The sequence below is a fragment of the Azospirillum sp. SYSU D00513 genome, assembly GCF_017356015.1.
In the GTDB taxonomy this organism is placed as follows: domain Bacteria; phylum Pseudomonadota; class Alphaproteobacteria; order Azospirillales; family Azospirillaceae; genus Azospirillum.
The window spans coordinates 1-13,881 of record NZ_JAFIQV010000006.1; the positions used below are offsets into that span (position 1 = coordinate 1).

General features: G+C 68.9%; 13 protein-coding genes and 1 pseudogene. 3 read left to right on the forward strand and 11 right to left on the reverse strand.

Annotated elements, in window-relative coordinates; all coding sequences use genetic code 11:
- The 9 genes from JUB11_RS06220 to JUB11_RS06260 form a co-directional block, all read right to left on the reverse strand.
- A partial coding sequence (locus JUB11_RS06220) for a hypothetical protein (protein ID WP_207457362.1) occupies positions 1-357 on the reverse strand: 357 nt, incomplete at its 3' end.
- A 547-nt stretch (positions 358-904) separates the two neighbouring features.
- Positions 905-1,726, reverse strand: a complete 822-nt coding sequence (locus tag JUB11_RS06225) for a phosphodiesterase (RefSeq protein WP_207457364.1) — start codon at positions 1,724-1,726, stop codon at positions 905-907.
- A gap of 3 nt (positions 1,727-1,729) precedes the next feature.
- Positions 1,730-2,797 (reverse strand): ABC transporter ATP-binding protein, encoded by a 1,068-nt coding sequence (locus JUB11_RS06230; RefSeq protein WP_207457366.1) that lies wholly within the window; start codon positions 2,795-2,797, stop codon positions 1,730-1,732.
- Between the two features lie 24 nt (positions 2,798-2,821).
- Complete coding sequence (locus JUB11_RS06235; protein WP_207457368.1) at positions 2,822-3,613, reverse strand: ABC transporter permease subunit; 792 nt, start codon at positions 3,611-3,613, stop codon at positions 2,822-2,824.
- Positions 3,614-3,621: 8 nt separating this feature from the next.
- Entirely contained in the window at positions 3,622-4,509 is an 888-nt protein-coding gene (locus JUB11_RS06240) for an ABC transporter permease (protein ID WP_348771369.1), read from the reverse strand.
- Positions 4,506-5,531: an ABC transporter substrate-binding protein gene (locus tag JUB11_RS06245; RefSeq protein WP_207457370.1), complete on the reverse strand. Its 1,026-nt coding sequence runs from the start codon at positions 5,529-5,531 to the stop codon at positions 4,506-4,508. The genes JUB11_RS06240 and JUB11_RS06245 overlap by 4 nt, the downstream gene beginning before the upstream one ends.
- Positions 5,532-5,544: 13 nt before the next feature.
- The gene (locus JUB11_RS06250; protein ID WP_207457372.1) at positions 5,545-6,603 is read right to left on the reverse strand and encodes a LacI family DNA-binding transcriptional regulator; all 1,059 of its coding nucleotides are present in this window, start codon (positions 6,601-6,603) and stop codon (positions 5,545-5,547) included.
- A gap of 231 nt (positions 6,604-6,834) precedes the next feature.
- The gene (locus JUB11_RS06255) at positions 6,835-8,526 is read right to left on the reverse strand and encodes a solute carrier family 23 protein (RefSeq protein WP_207457374.1); all 1,692 of its coding nucleotides are present in this window, start codon (positions 8,524-8,526) and stop codon (positions 6,835-6,837) included.
- A gap of 277 nt (positions 8,527-8,803) precedes the next feature.
- Positions 8,804-9,712 (reverse strand): cache domain-containing protein, encoded by a 909-nt coding sequence (locus JUB11_RS06260; RefSeq protein WP_207457376.1) that lies wholly within the window; start codon positions 9,710-9,712, stop codon positions 8,804-8,806.
- Between the two features lie 297 nt (positions 9,713-10,009).
- On the opposite strand from JUB11_RS06260, the pseudogene JUB11_RS32645 reads away from it, so the two are divergent.
- Positions 10,010-10,241, forward strand: a pseudogene (locus tag JUB11_RS32645) (hypothetical protein); the annotation flags it as partial.
- Between the two features lie 138 nt (positions 10,242-10,379).
- Here JUB11_RS32645 and hmgA read toward each other — a convergent pair.
- Complete coding sequence (gene hmgA / locus JUB11_RS06265) at positions 10,380-11,687, reverse strand: homogentisate 1,2-dioxygenase (protein ID WP_207457378.1); 1,308 nt, start codon at positions 11,685-11,687, stop codon at positions 10,380-10,382.
- Between the two features lie 132 nt (positions 11,688-11,819).
- On the opposite strand from hmgA, the gene JUB11_RS06270 reads away from it, so the two are divergent.
- A complete protein-coding gene (locus JUB11_RS06270; RefSeq protein ID WP_207457380.1) occupies positions 11,820-12,314 on the forward strand; it encodes a MarR family transcriptional regulator in 495 nt (164 codons plus the stop codon).
- 137 nt (positions 12,315-12,451) lie between these two features.
- The gene (gene maiA, locus JUB11_RS06275; protein ID WP_207457382.1) at positions 12,452-13,090 is read left to right on the forward strand and encodes a maleylacetoacetate isomerase; all 639 of its coding nucleotides are present in this window, start codon (positions 12,452-12,454) and stop codon (positions 13,088-13,090) included.
- A 13-nt stretch (positions 13,091-13,103) separates the two neighbouring features.
- Here the strand turns inward: maiA and JUB11_RS06280 are convergent, their stop codons facing one another.
- The gene (locus JUB11_RS06280; RefSeq protein WP_247886886.1) at positions 13,104-13,796 is read right to left on the reverse strand and encodes a helix-turn-helix domain-containing protein; all 693 of its coding nucleotides are present in this window, start codon (positions 13,794-13,796) and stop codon (positions 13,104-13,106) included.
- Positions 13,797-13,881: the final 85 nt, after the last annotated feature.

The following is a 13,881-nucleotide window of genomic DNA, read 5'->3' on the forward strand; positions in this document are numbered from 1 at the left end:
GCTCATGCTCCGTTGCCAGATCAGAGCCTCACAACAGGCAAACCCCTTCCTTTTAACCGACTTTCTATCGAGTTCTGTGCAAGCCGTAGGCCAAGCGACCGGGGTGTCATGAGCGGTCAGGTGGTGCAGTTGGTTGGCGAGAACGCGCGGACCGACCGAATGCGCATAGGGCTTCCACGGCAGCGAGGCGGAGGCGCTGCGTTGCGCGGGAGCATCGCGGCCCAAGTTACGGAGCACGACCAGGAACAGCGGCCTGATCAAAGCCGGCGGCAGGCGTGCGATGAGACCGCGCACCGCGCGTGCCATTGGAACGAAGGGCACCGGCCAGTTGTCGAAGGCCACGCAATCGACCAGCATCAGGCCCGAGAAGAGTTCGGGATGGAAGTCAGCATAACCTGAAGGACGCCACCGCCGACGTCGTGGCCGACGAACGCCGCCTGCCGGATGCCCAGGCCGGCCACGGCGCCGCCGATAAAGAGGTGAGCGTTGCGTTTTATCCTGCGACCATCCTGTCGTTTCCACTGACGCGCCAAGCCTCACCAAGAGATGACAGGGGCGAAGGCGGGCATGGCCGAGGCGGTCGTCGGGCCGGACGTTTCAATCCGTTTCCAGCAGCGCTTCCCGGCCTTTCGCCTGATCGCACCGGGCGATGCGCGTCGTCGCCGTCGTAGCGGGAACCGTTGCCCTGATTGGATGGTTTAGCAGCGCCGCTCCCGTGCCGCTCAAGTATCCCGGCGACCGTCCTCGTCTTCGGCGGGTTCTGCCCCGTCGGCCATCCTTCGCGCTGGCGGGCGCGGTCGCCGACAGGCGTGAAGAGCGGCTGCACTCGGGGCGCCCTCCCATGATGCCGGCGCGTTCAGGGCATCCGGCACCCCGATGCAACGACGCCGCTCGCCGGCGTGGCTCAGTCGATCAGCTTGCCGTCCTCGAAGAAGGGGTAGGGGCCGTCGAACCCCTCCATGAGCGCGGTGTGGCTGACGAGGAGCCCCGCGCCGGCGTCCCACCGGTGCAGCTGGAAGCCCGGCGGTTCGAGCACGAAGGCCGACGGCGCCTCTTCCCGGAGGTCCAGCGCCACCTGATGCGCCGTGGAGGGCGCGACCGAGGCGATGGTACCGGCCCAGCGGGCCTGGATCGGGCGGTGCACATGCCCGCACAGCACCCTTTCCACCTGCGGGTTCCGCCGGATCACCTCAGCCTGCCCCCCGGCACCGGCCAGCCCGATCCGGTCCATGTGGCCGATGCCCGTGGCGAAGGGCGGATGGTGCTGGAAGACGACGGTCGGGCGATCCGGCTGCTCGCCCAACCGGGCCTCCAGCCATCCCAGCCGTTCGGCGCAGAGTTCGCCGCCGCCGGAGCCCGGCACCAGCGTGTCGAGCCCGACGAGCCGCACCGGCCAGTCCTCGACCGTGTATTGCAGGAAGGGTCCGGGTCCGGCGCGCCGCGCGATCGCGGGAAAGGCGCCGGCCATGCCGGCGCGCGCGTCGTGGTTGCCGGGGATCGGGAACAAGGGTGCCTGCAGGGGACGCAGAAGCTCCATCAGCAGGCCGTACTCCTCCTCGGTGCCGAAGTCCGTGAGGTCGCCGGTCAGGAGGACGAGGTCGGGCGCCGGGTCCAGCGCGTTCACCGCCTCGACCGCGCGGGCGAGGCAGGCCGCCGTGTCAACGCGGCGGTAGGCGAGGCGGCCCGCCGGCTTGATGTGGAGGTCGGTGAGCTGGGCGATGAGCATGGTTCAGGCCGGAAGAGTGAGAAGGCGGTTGGGATCGAGGCGCAGGGCGACGCTCTGGCCTCGGGCGAAGTCGGCCCGTCCGGGCGCGTCCACGGTCAGCGGCTGCCCGCCCTCGGTCTCGACGACGAGGCGGGTGCGGTCGCCGAGGAAGACGCTGGCCGCGACGCGGGCATCGAAATGCCCGCCCTCCTCCGCCAGGTCGATGTCCTCGGGGCGCACCAGGAACTCCTGGGCGCCGTCCGGGCCGGACCAGGGCAGGGAGGCAAGCGCCACCCCGAACCCCGGCCCGAGCCGCATCCGTCCGTTCCGCGCCTCGCCTGAAAGGCGGTTCATGGTGCCGACGAACTCGGCCACGAAGGCGTTGGCGGGCCGATAATAGATTTCGCGCGGGGTTCCCACCTGGGCGATGCGGCCCTCCGCCATCACGACGATCCGGTCGCCGAGCGCCATGGCCTCGCCCTGGTCGTGGGTGACGTAGACGGCGGTGATGCCGAGCTGCCGCAGCAGCCGGTCGATCTCCAGCCGCAGGCCGTCGCGCAGCTTCGCGTCGAGCGCCGTCAGCGGTTCGTCCAGCAGCAGAACGCGCGGCCGGACCACCAGCGCGCGGGCGAGCGCCACGCGTTGGCGCTGGCCACCGGACAGCTGGTCGATGCGCCGCCCGGCGAATTCGCCGAGCTTCACCATCTCCAGCATCTCCTCCGCGCGTGCCGCGCGTTCAACCCGCGGCACGCCGCGCACCTTCAACCCGTAGGCGACGTTCTCGATCACCGTCATGTTCGGGAAGAGCGCGTAGCTCTGGAAGACCATGCCGACGTTGCGGCGCTCGATGGGCAGTTCCGTGACGTCCTCCTCGCCGAAGAAGACGCGCCCGCCGGGATCGGGGCTCTCCAGCCCGGCGATGATGCGCAGGGTCGTCGTCTTGCCGCAGCCGGACGGGCCGAGGAACACGATGGTCTCGCCGCCCCGGATGGCGAGGTCCAGCGGCTCCAGCGCGCGGCCGCCGCCCTCCCAGCTCTTCCCGCAGGCTTGGAGGCGGATGGGCACGGCGTCGAGATGGAAGTTTGAGGGCATGGGTGTGCTCAAGGGCTAAAATGTTCAGGGGTTGGAGCGCGCGCGCCGGGCGAGCGCCTGCAGCAGGATCAGGCTGGGGACGATCATCAGGAAGAAGACCAGCGTGTAGGCGCTGCCGACCTCGATCCTCAGCGATGCGTAGCTGTCGGCCAGCCCGACGGGCAGCGTCTTGGTCATGGGCGTGTGCAGCAGCCAGGTCAGGTTGAACTCTCCGACCGAGAGGGTCAGCACCATCAGCGAACCGGCGAGGATGCCGGACGCGCAGTTCGGCAGGACCACCCCGAAGAAGCGGCGGGCGAAGCCGGCGCCGAGACTGGCGGCCGCCTCCTCCAGCGTCCGGAGATCGACGGAGGTCATCACCGCCAGCACCGAGCGCACCATGAAGGGCAGGGTGAACAGGACATGCCCGATCAGGATGAAGAGCCAGCTGCTGCGCAGATCCCCGACGCCGCCGTAGGTGACGATGAGGGCGAGCGCCGTGGCAAGGCCGGGCACCGCGACGGGCATCATCAGCAGCTCCTCGGCCAGCCGGGCGGCCGGCCCTTGCCGGCGTGCCAGCGCGTAAGCCGCGGGCACGCCCAGCAGCAGGGTGCAGCCGAGGCAGGCGAAGGCGATCCGCAGGGACAGGAAGATCGTGTCGGCGTAGAGCCGCCAGACCTCCTCCACCCAGCGCAGCGTCAGGCCGCTCTTCAGCCCGACGAAATAGTTGGCGGTCACCCCGGCCAGCATCGACAGGATGATGGGCGTCACCAGGAAGGCGCAGAGCAGCAGCGTGAAGGCCAGCTGCGCCCAGAAGGACAGGCCGCGGCGTCGCATGGCGTCCCTCACCCCGCCGCCGCGACGGAGGAGCCGGCGAAGCTGCGCGCGGCGGCCAGCACCGCCCAGGTGACGAGCCCGAGCACGAGGCTCAGCGCCGCCGCCGTGGCGAGGTTCGCCTGGAGCGTGAATTCGGTGTAGATGATCATGGGCAGCACGTTGATCCGGGTGGCGAGCGTGAAGGCCGTGCCGAAGGCGCCCATCGCCGTGGCGAAGCAGAGCGCCCCGGCCGACAGCAGCGCGGGTTTCAGCGCCGGCAGGATCACATGGGCGACCAGCTGGGCGCGCGTCGCCCCCAGTGACCGGGCCGCCTCCTCCAGCCGCGGGTCGAGCTTCTCGGCCGCGGCCATGACCGTCAGGATGACCCTGGGGATCGAGAAGTAGAGATAGCCCAGGAACAGCCCGGCCATGGAGTAGGCGAAGACCAGCTTCCCGCCGAACAGCGCCTGGGTGATGGTGCCCAGCAGCCCTTGACGGCCGGCCAGCATGATGACCATGAAGCCGACCACCACGCCGGGAAAGGCCAGCGGGAAGGTCAGCATGGCGACCAGCAGCGCGTGGCCGGGAAAGCGGTGGCGCACCAGGAACAGCCCGGCCACGGTGGAGGCGGCCAGCGTGGCCGCCGTGACGGCGGCCGACAGCAGCACGGTCGCGATCAGCCCGTCCCGGTGGCCGGCGTCGGTCAGGATCGTCGCATAGGCGGCCCATCCCTCCGCCCCGCCGCCGCCGATCGCGAACAGGCGCGCCAGCGGCAGCAGGAAGAAGGCGCCGAACACAGCGGCCGCCGGGGCGATCATTCCGGCCAGCAGCGGCAGGTCCCGGCCGCCGCTGCGGACCCGTCCCCTCCCGCCCCGGCGGAGCGGCGGCAGGAGGGAGGAGGCGTCGCGCAGGCTCACCGCACTTCGGCCTGGTAGCGCGCCATGAAGCCCTTCTGGGCCTCCGCCATCCGGGCCAGGTCCACGGGCCGGGCGCGGGCGTAGTCGGCGGCGGGCAGGAACTTGGCGGCGGTGTCCGGCGGCATGGCGGCCGCGCGCACCGGGCGCATGAAGGCGTTGGCCCACAGGGCCTGCCCCTTGTCGGACAGGACGTAGTTCAGGACCTTCTTCGCGTTCTCCGGGTTCGGCCCGTTCTTCACCAAGCTCATGACGTAGGGCACCGAGACGGAACCTTCCGCCGGGATGACGAAGGCGGCCGGGGCCTTGTCGGTGTGTTTCGCGCGGTAGGCGTTGAAGTCGTAGTCGATCAGGATCGGGATCTCGCCGGACAGCACGCGGGCGTAGGAGGTCTGCTTGGGCACGATGGGCTGGTTCTTCTGGAGCGCCTTGAACCAGCCGATGGCCGGATCGAAGTTGCCGTAGCCGCCGCCGAGCGCCAAGTTCACCGCGACGGCACCGACATAGCCGACGGCGGCACTGGTCGGGTCGAGATAGCCGACCATGCCGGCATAGTCGGGCTTCAGCAGGTCGGCCCAGGATTGCGGCACCGGCTTGCCGCCCAGCGCCTCGGTGTTGACGAAGAAGCCGAGCGTGCCGGAATGGATGGTGAACCAGTAGCCGTCGGGGTCCTTCATGTCGGCGGGGATCTGGTCCCAGGCGTCCGGCTTGAAGGGTGCCACGACACCGGCCTCCTTGGCCTGGATGCCGACCGGGCCGCCGAGATAGACGACGTCGGCCACCGGCTTGTCCTTCTCCGCGAGCATGGCGGACAGCGACTGGCCGGAGTTCTTGTTGTCGAACGGCACGGCGATGCCGAGATCGTCCTTGATCGCCTTGAGCTGCGAGGCCCAGTCGGCCCATTCCGGCGGGCAGTTGTAGCAGATCGCGTTCTGCTGGGCGGCTGCCGGCGCGGGAACGGCGGCGGTCAGGGCTGCCAGCAGGGCGGCACCCAGGGTGAGAGGCTTCAGCAGGGGCATCAGCATGATGGTCGCGTCCTCAAGGCAAGGGGGTGGCGTGGCTGTGGCGCGGTACCGGCAAGGAGGGAGCCGGTCCGAGGGATTCGCCCTTCCGTATGGCGAAGGGGAGAATGGTGCTGGCGTCGTGCGGCTCGCCCGACAGGCGCGCGTGCAGGGCGGCGAAGGCGGCGCGGCCCATGGCGCGGGCCGGCTGCACCAGCGTGGTCAGGCTGGGGGAGACGAGCGCCCCGACCTCGATCCCGTCGAAGCCGGTGACCGACACGTCGCCGGGCACCGACAGGCCGAGGTCGCGCACCGCGCGGATGGTGGCGAGCGCCAGAAGGTCGTTGGAGGCGAAGAGGGCGGTCGGGCGCCCTGCGCCCGCGGCACCCGCCATGTGGCCGGCGAGGTGCTGGGCCAACCGGGTGTCGGCGAAATCGACTTCGATGACCGGTCCGGGGGCGAGCTCCGCGGCCAGAAGTGCCGCCTCATAGCCGGCATGGCGGCGGCGCGACCGGTCGGACTGGCGGAAGCGGCCCGCGACCATGCCGATGCGGCGGTGACCGAGGGCGATCATCCGCTCCACGATGGCCCGCGCCGCCGCCACATTGTCCACGGAGACGAAAGGCCGGCCGCTCAGCTCCGGCTGGTTGTAGGCGAGGACATAAGGGCGGCCCGCCGCGTCCAGCGTGTCCAGCGAGGCACTGCGGTCGGCATCGGCGACGGTGAGCACCAGCCCGTCCACCTGGTTGGAGAGCAGGCTTTCGATCGCCTGTGCTTCCCGCTCCGGGCTGTAGTCGGTGGACACGATGAGCACGCCGTGTCCGGCCTCCGCCGCCACCTCCTGAATGCCGGAGACGCTTTCGGCGAAGACGGGGTTCGACAGCGACGGGATCAGCACGCCGACCGTCCGGGTCCGCGCCGCCTTGAGGCTGCGGCCGATGGTGTTCGGCCGGAAGCCCAGTTCGGCCATCGCGAGGCGCACGCGCTCCTCCGTCGCGGGTGCAGCGAGGCCCGTGCCGTTCAGGACCCGCGACACCGTCGCGATGGAGACGCGCGCACGCGCCGCCACGTCACGGATGGTCGCCCCTCTGGTCATCGTGCCTTCCCGCCGTTTCATCGAACCAGGGGCAAGATGACGGCGCGGCGTTGCAGTCGCGTGACGCCTTGAAAACGTTTCCGTGAAGATGAAAACGTTTTCAGCGGTTACGCATCCGTCGGCGTTGTCCGCTGAAAGGCACGGATCTGCGGGCCGGGAATTCCGGCCGCCTCTTCTCCGGGCGGCAGGGGCTCGCCCGGGATACCGATGATGGCCCGCGCAACCTGCCGGTCAGTGTTCGAAGTGAAGCGCGAACACGGCCCGGTCTCCGCGCCGGAACGCCTTGGCGCGGTCGGCCAGACGCGCCAGCAGGGCGTTGGAGGCCGAGAGGATCAACAGGTTGAAGTCATCGTCGTCGCCGTCCAGAGCCTTCGCCGGATCGACCGTGCTTGGCGTCAGCGCGAGCGGCGTGCCGGCATAGGTGAATTCGAGATCCAGGTTGTATTCGTCGAAGCTCACGGTGAGTTCGATCGGCCCCTCCGCATGGCCGCTGTCCCGCAGAACCTCGACGGCTTCGACGACGGCGTTGCCGGCGCGCAGGATCGTGTCCTTGCGCGCGGCCCAGCTCGCTCCCGACGTTTCGAGGAAATCGGTGACGTCGCGCATGGGGGTTTGCGCGTCGATGGTCATCGAAACGGTCCGCGACGTCCCGAGCCGGAAGACGAGGTTCAGCAGGATGGCCAGAAGGGTGGCAACCGTCAGGGGCGAGGAGAGCATCTCGCGCGCCCATTCCGGCGCTCCATGGGGCAGGGCCGGCATGGCGATCAGGGCGACGCCGGCCGACATCGACAGCCCGACCATGAAGGTGCGGCGGCTGTCGAGCATGCGCGAGAGGATCAGCTCCATTCCGGACGTCACGAGAAAGGCCGCGGCATAGAGGGTGATCGCGCCCCGGACGGGTTCCGGCGTGAGCGTGACGATCTGGATCAGGGGCGGGAAGCAGGCCGCGGCGATCAGCACGAGGCCGGTCGCGACGCCGAGAATGCGGGAACTGGCGCCCGTGGCGCTGCTCAGGCCGATGTTGGCCGAGGAAATGCCGGTTCCGTACCCGCCGATCAGGCCGCCGAGGATGTTGGCCATGCCGCTGGCGCAGATGCCGCCGCTGACCGCGCGCATGTCGCTCCGCCGCCACCCGGCGTCGTTCATCTTTTCCATCACGGCGACCGAACCGACCGTGTCCAACCCGACCAGCAGGGCGATGAGCACCATCGGGAGCACGCCCGCCAGCGTGAAATCCAGGCTCGGGGCCGTGAGGGACGGCAGTGCCAGCCAGGCCGTGTCACGGCCGAAACCATCGAAATGCAGCGTTCCCGTCGCGTAGCTGGCCACCCCGCCGACCAGCAGCCCCACGATCAGGGCGAACAGCCGCAGTGTGCCACGCGACCAGATCGCCACGGCGACGATGCTGCCGAGCGTCAGCAGCCCAACGGCGGCCGACGTCGCGTCCACGGGGGCAAGGCTCGTCCTCATGCCCAGGAGGCGCTGCACGCCGCCGCCGGCCATGGACAGGCCGAGCATGCAGACCATGACCCCGATGACCTCGGGCGGAAACACCGACCGCATGCGGGGGATGACGCGCGAGAGGGCGATCTGTGTCATCGACGCAAGCGCCAGGGCGCCACCCGCGGCCGCCATGCCCGCGGATTTCGCGACGGCCGCGAAGGCGCCCATCAGCACCGGATCGGGAATATGGACCAGCATGAGGCCCGCCCCGAAGGGGGCACGGAAGGCCTGGAGGAGCGTTCCGACACCGATCACGAGAACGCTCGATGCGACGAAGGCCTGGGTGGCCGTGGCGTCGAGACCGATCTCCTGGGCGACGATCAGCACATAGACCTCCAGCGCCAGCGCCAGGGCCGCGTGCTGGAAAGCGAGAATGGCCAAGGCCGCCGCCGGCGGACGGTCGTCGACGCCATAGATCATGTTGGCCGGCCGTACGCGTCTGGCCGCGCCGGGGGGCGCATCCGGCCGTTCCGGCCCGGCGCCTGTGCCGGCTTGAGGACGGGAACGCAATCGTGAAAGCAGCCGGGAGGCGAAGGACGCTGATTGGCGGAAGGCGGACAGGGCAGACGCTCCTTGCTTGGGTGCGACCGGAACGGATTTCGGCGCGGCATCATAGCGCGCTTCGGGCCTCCGGGGCGAATTTCCGCCGCCCTGTCCCGATCCGCACCGGCCGCTGACGGGCCGGCAAGGGCGCCGATTATGGGACGCTGCTTCTGCGCGTGATCAGGTAACAGGCAAGAACGGAGCCAAAGGCAAGAGAGACGGCGAATATCCCCTCGATGAAGATGTCCATTTTCCAGTCATAAAGCACCTCGTCCATGGAGTAGGATGCCGTCACGACCAGCGGGAAGTCGGGCAGCTTCTTGTAGGCGGCCAGCCGGTGGGACTGGTCGAATATGCTCTGGACACTGTAGGTTCCTTCCGGTGCCCTTCGAAGGTGCTTGGTGAAAAGTGGGGCGTTCGCCGTATTGGCGCCGACCAGGTCCGTGGTGTGGGGGACGCGCATGAGGACGTCGCCGTTGCTCGTCAGCAAGGTCGTCGTCGCGCGGTATCCGAGATTGAGGCTCTCGTAGAGGTTTCGGAAGAACTCCGCGTCGATCGTGGCGAAGACCACCCCGGCAAGGTTGCCGTCCTCATCACGGATCGCCCGGCTCATCCCGAATATGATCCGTCCGCTGATGCGGCTTCGGAACGTGTTCGTGATGAAAACCTTGTCCGGTCTGCCGCCCCGGTGCGCCCCGAAGTAATCGGTGTCCGAGCCGTCCAGCTCCCGCGGAGGGAAGGACAGCGAGTCGGCGACGTTGCGGCCCCGTTCGTCCAGCACGACGATGCTCTGAAGGATGGAGGATGCCATCACGCGCTCGGCGAGGATGCGATGCAGGTCGTCACGGCCCTCCGAGGCTTTCAGGAAGGTTTCCCCCTGCGCCGAGACCCGCCGCAGGAGAAGGTCGGCCGCGGCGAAGGACCATTTCGCATGGTGCTCCAGAGCCCTGGTGACGCTCCGAAGCGAAATCTCGGCGCGTGCGATATGGGATTCGCGGAGTTTGTAGGCGTGAAAACCATATCCGGCAAGAACAGCAACCGCAAAGGCGACACTGCCGACCATGATCCCGGTTGTTCTCATGGTGGTGTTTTGCTACCCGACTGCGGAAGGAGCGGCGGTGATGGTGTCTTGTTGCAGGCACAAGACGGATCAATCCTGTGCACCCGCTTTTAAAGCCTTGCGTGCGGCAAGTCCACAAGGGCGAAGGAGCCTGCGCGGAGGGAGCCTTATCCTGGGTCCTACGGGCGGGCCGTCATGCGGCCTCCCCTTGCGCGAAGGCGGCGCCTCGCCCCTGTGCCACAGGGAAGGGCATCGTGAGCGCACACGACCTGTAGCGTTTGGCTGAAGAGGATGGCCAGCGAGTTGCTGGAGGAGAAGATCGCCGCGCTTGAGGGCAAACGCCTCCCGCCTTCGCGGGGGTAAGCTCTTTGGCCCTACGGAGGTCGAAGCGATGAGCCGGACCACTTCGCCATCCACCGGTCGGCGTTACAGTCTGGCCTGGGTTGCTCGGACGTGGCGGGTACCTTGCGCTACTGTGTATCGCCACCGGGCAGTCAGCCCGGCACGGACACCGCACCCCGCACCTCGGCCCAACTCCGGGCCGACCTCCATCGCCGAGCTATCCTTAGCCGCCTCAACAAGTCCAGTTGGGTGGCTCATTTCAGGGCCGCAGTACAGGTTGGCGCTCCCGATCCGGATCCTCGACGCCCCGTCCCGTTCCCTTCCACGGTCACTTCAGGCCGGGCGTGCCGTCGAAGCGCTTCTCGATGCCGGACCAGCAGTCGGCATAGCCCTCCTGCAGGGTCGGCAGGCTGGCGGCGAACTCGGTCAGTTGCTGCGGGAAGCGCGTCTCGAACATGAAGGCCAGCGTGTCGGTGAGCTTCACCGGCTTCAGCTCCGCCGTGCTTGCCTTGGCGAAGGCGTCGGCGTCCGGCCCGTGTGGCAGCATGCAGTTGTGCAGGCTCATGCCGCCGGGGGCGAAGCCCTCCTCCTTGGCGTCGTACTTGCCGTAGATCAGCCCCATGAACTCCGACATGATGTTCATGTGGTACCAGGGCGGGCGGAAGCTGTGTTCGGCCACCATCCAGCGTTCGGGGAAGATGACGAAATCGATGTTGGCGGTCCCGGCCTCGCCCGAGGGCGCGGTCAGCACGGTGAAGATCGACGGGTCGGGATGGTCGAACAGGATGGCGCCGACGGGCGAGAAGGTCCGCAAATCATACTTGTAAGGCGTGTAGTTGCCGTGCCAGGCGACGACGTCCAGCGGCGAATGGCCGATCTCCGTCTCCTGGAAGCGCCCGCACCACTTCACGACCAGCCGGCAGGGTGTCTCCTTCTCCTCGTAGGCGGCGACCGGCGTCTTGAAGTCGCGCGGGTTGGCGAGGCAGTTGGCGCCGATGGGGCCGCGCTCGGGCAGGGTGAACTTGGCGCCGTAATTCTCGCAGACATAGCCGCGCGACGGCCCGCCGACCGGCTCCACCTTGAACTTCATGCCGCGCGGGACGACGGCGATGTCGCCGGCCCCGGCCTCCAGCTTGCCCAGCTCGGTGAAGATCAGCAGCCGCCCGGCCTCGGGCACGATCAGCAGCTCGCCGTCGGCGTTGAAGAAACACTCGTCCAGCATCGGCGCGGTGACGAAGTAGAGATGCACCGCCATGCCGACCTGGGTGTGGACGTCGCCGGCCGTGGTGACGGTACGCAGGCCGGACAGGAAGGTCAGCTCCTCGTCCGGGATCGGCACCGGGCTCCAGCGCAGGGGGCCGAGCGCCAGGTCATGGTCGACGATGTGCGGAGCGGTCTTCCAGAAGGGCAGCTCGATCCGGTGGAAACGGCCGACATGCCGGACCGACGGGCGCATGCGGTAGAGCCAGGAGCGCTCGTTGGTGCCGCGCGGCGCCGTGAAGGGGGAGCCGGACAGCTGCTCGGCGTAAAGCCCATAGGCGCAGCGCTGGGGCGAGTTCTGCCCCTGCGGCAGGGCGCCGGGAAGCGCCTCGGTTTCGAAGTCGTTGCCGAAACCAGGCATGTAGCGAAGGGTCATCGTCTCCTCCCTGGAGGCGCCCCGCCGGTGGAGGCGCTTGACCGGATGGTATTGGCTGGGCTGGCTGGCCGGACCGTAGGGGCCGATGAGCGCTTGCCTTGCCGGCCGGCCCTGCGCAGGATATCATCTCAATTGCAACGACTGTCAACGGCGATGACCGCGAACGGCCCCTCCCTGGACCTCGACGGGTTCCTTCCCTACCTCATCAACGTCCTGGCCGGCCGCGTCAGCCGCGAACTCGCCGCCGTCTATGAGGAGCGTTTCGGCATCTCCATCGCCGAGTGGCGGGTGATCGCCCATCTCGCCCGGAACCGGGAGGTGTCCGTGCGGGAGATCCGCCGGCGCGTGGACATGGACAAGTCGAAGGTGAGCCGCGCCGCCGCCCGCCTGGAACAGGCGGGGATCATCGAAAAGAAGGCCAACGCGAGCGACCGGCGGCTGGTTCGGCTGTCGCTGACCCGTAAGGGCCGCCGCATGTTCGAAAACATAGCGCCGCTCGCCGTCGCCTATGAATCGGAACTGCTGTCCGGCCTGCCGGCCGAGGATCTGGCGGCCTTCCGGCGGGTGCTGGACCGGCTGCTCGCCCGCACCGCGGCGACGGCTCCCACGGAGGAAGCGGACAGCTGACCGGCCGGCGGGCAATGCGCCAGGTCATTGCCGCATCAGGCCATCCTGTTGCGGATGAGACGAACTCCGTGTGAGGATCGCCTTCCATCCAAGGGCGTCCGGAAAGCACGGCCGCCGTGTCGCGGGAGGGGGCTTTCATGGCCACGATCCTTTACGATTACTGGCGTTCGTCGGCGGCCTACCGGGTCCGCATGGCGTTGAACCTGAAGAGCGTCGCCTACGACAGCGTGCCGGTGAACCTGCTGGAGGGCGAGCACCGGGGCGCGGCCCACCTCGCGCGCAATCCTCAGGGGCTGGTGCCGGCGCTGGAGATCGATGGCCGCATGATGACGCAGTCGCTGGCCATCATCGAATATCTGGACGAAACACGGCCCGAGCCGCCCCTTCTTCCGGCCGATCCGGAGGGCCGCCAGCGCGTGCGGGCGCTCGCCCATGCCATCGCGATGGACATCCACCCGGTCTGCAACATGTCCGTCTCCAGATACGCGGCCTCGCTGATCGGCGGGGAGGATGGCGCCGCCCAGTGGATGCGGCGCTTCATCCGCCCCGGCCTGGAAGCCGTCGAGGCGTTGCTGGACAGCCCGGCGACCGGTGGCTTCTGCCATGGCGATGCGGTGTCCATCGCCGACCTCTGTCTCGTGCCGCAGATCTACAACGCGCGGCGCTGGCAGGTGCCGGTCGAGGATCTGAGGCGGGTCGGCGCGGTGATGGCGGCCCTGGAGGCGCTTCCGGAGATAGCGGCGGCCCATCCCGACCGGGTTCGCCCGGCGGCCTGAACAGCGCGCGCCGTCAGGGCTGCGTCAGCGCCGCGAGCCTTCCGGCGGCGGACATGACGGCGGCGATGGCGACCTCCGTGTTCAGGTCGTCCATCGCCACGACGCCGATGCAGGCCTCGAAACCGGTGCGGGGCCGGTCCGGCGCATGGATGGCGCTGGCGACGCCGACGGCGCCGCGCTGCAGTTGGCCGCGGGTCAGGCTGTAGCCGTCACGCCGTGCCTGCCGCACCGCCTCGGGATCGCCGGGCCGCTCCGGCCGGCTCGCCAGTATGGCGATGCCGGCGGCACCCAGCGTCAGCGGATGGCGGCTGCCGACACGGTAACCGACCCGCAGCAGCCCTTCCTCCGGCTCGGCAACCATGATCACGACGCATTCCTCCCCTTGCGCCAGCGAGACATAGGCGGTCGCCCGCGTTTCCCCGGCCAGCGCCTGCAGCAGGGGCCGCGCGACCGAGCGAAGCTGCGGTTCGAAACGGGAGGCCAGCACCAGAAGCCCCCCGCCCAGATAGATCTGCCCCTCCGGCGACCGGGAAATCAGCGCGTGCGCCTCCAGCGTCGAGACGATCCGGTAAACGATGGCCCGATGGATCTCCAGCCGGGCGGCAAGGTCGGCGATGGTGATGCCGCCTGCCTGCTGCGCAATGATCGCGAGCGCCTGAATGCCGCGGTCGAGGGTCTGCAACTGGTTGGTCGTCTTCATGATCATCCCGACTGTCTTCGGCCGGACCCGTCCAGCCCGGCGGTGCCCGGCCCGATGCGCCCTTTGCCTGCCTTGATCGAAAGCCGATCCA

Bases quoted from the DNA above. Each gene is read 5' to 3' on its own strand.
- JUB11_RS06260 (WP_207457376.1), bottom strand. From the start codon at position 9,712: ATGGTCGGCAGTGTCGCCTTTGCGGTTGCTGTTCTTGCCGGATATGGT.
- JUB11_RS06255 (WP_207457374.1), bottom strand. From the start codon at position 8,526: ATGATCTATGGCGTCGACGACCGTCCGCCGGCGGCGGCCTTGGCCATT.
- JUB11_RS06250 (WP_207457372.1), bottom strand. From the start codon at position 6,603: ATGACCAGAGGGGCGACCATCCGTGACGTGGCGGCGCGTGCGCGCGTC.
- hmgA (WP_207457378.1), bottom strand. From the start codon at position 11,687: ATGACCCTTCGCTACATGCCTGGTTTCGGCAACGACTTCGAAACCGAG.
- JUB11_RS06225 (WP_207457364.1), bottom strand. From the start codon at position 1,726: ATGCTCATCGCCCAGCTCACCGACCTCCACATCAAGCCGGCGGGCCGC.
- JUB11_RS06230 (WP_207457366.1), bottom strand. From the start codon at position 2,797: ATGCCCTCAAACTTCCATCTCGACGCCGTGCCCATCCGCCTCCAAGCC.
- JUB11_RS06245 (WP_207457370.1), bottom strand. From the start codon at position 5,531: ATGCTGATGCCCCTGCTGAAGCCTCTCACCCTGGGTGCCGCCCTGCTG.
- JUB11_RS06235 (WP_207457368.1), bottom strand. From the start codon at position 3,613: ATGCGACGCCGCGGCCTGTCCTTCTGGGCGCAGCTGGCCTTCACGCTG.
- maiA (WP_207457382.1), top strand. From the start codon at position 12,452: ATGGCCACGATCCTTTACGATTACTGGCGTTCGTCGGCGGCCTACCGG.
- JUB11_RS06280 (WP_247886886.1), bottom strand. From the start codon at position 13,796: ATGATCATGAAGACGACCAACCAGTTGCAGACCCTCGACCGCGGCATT.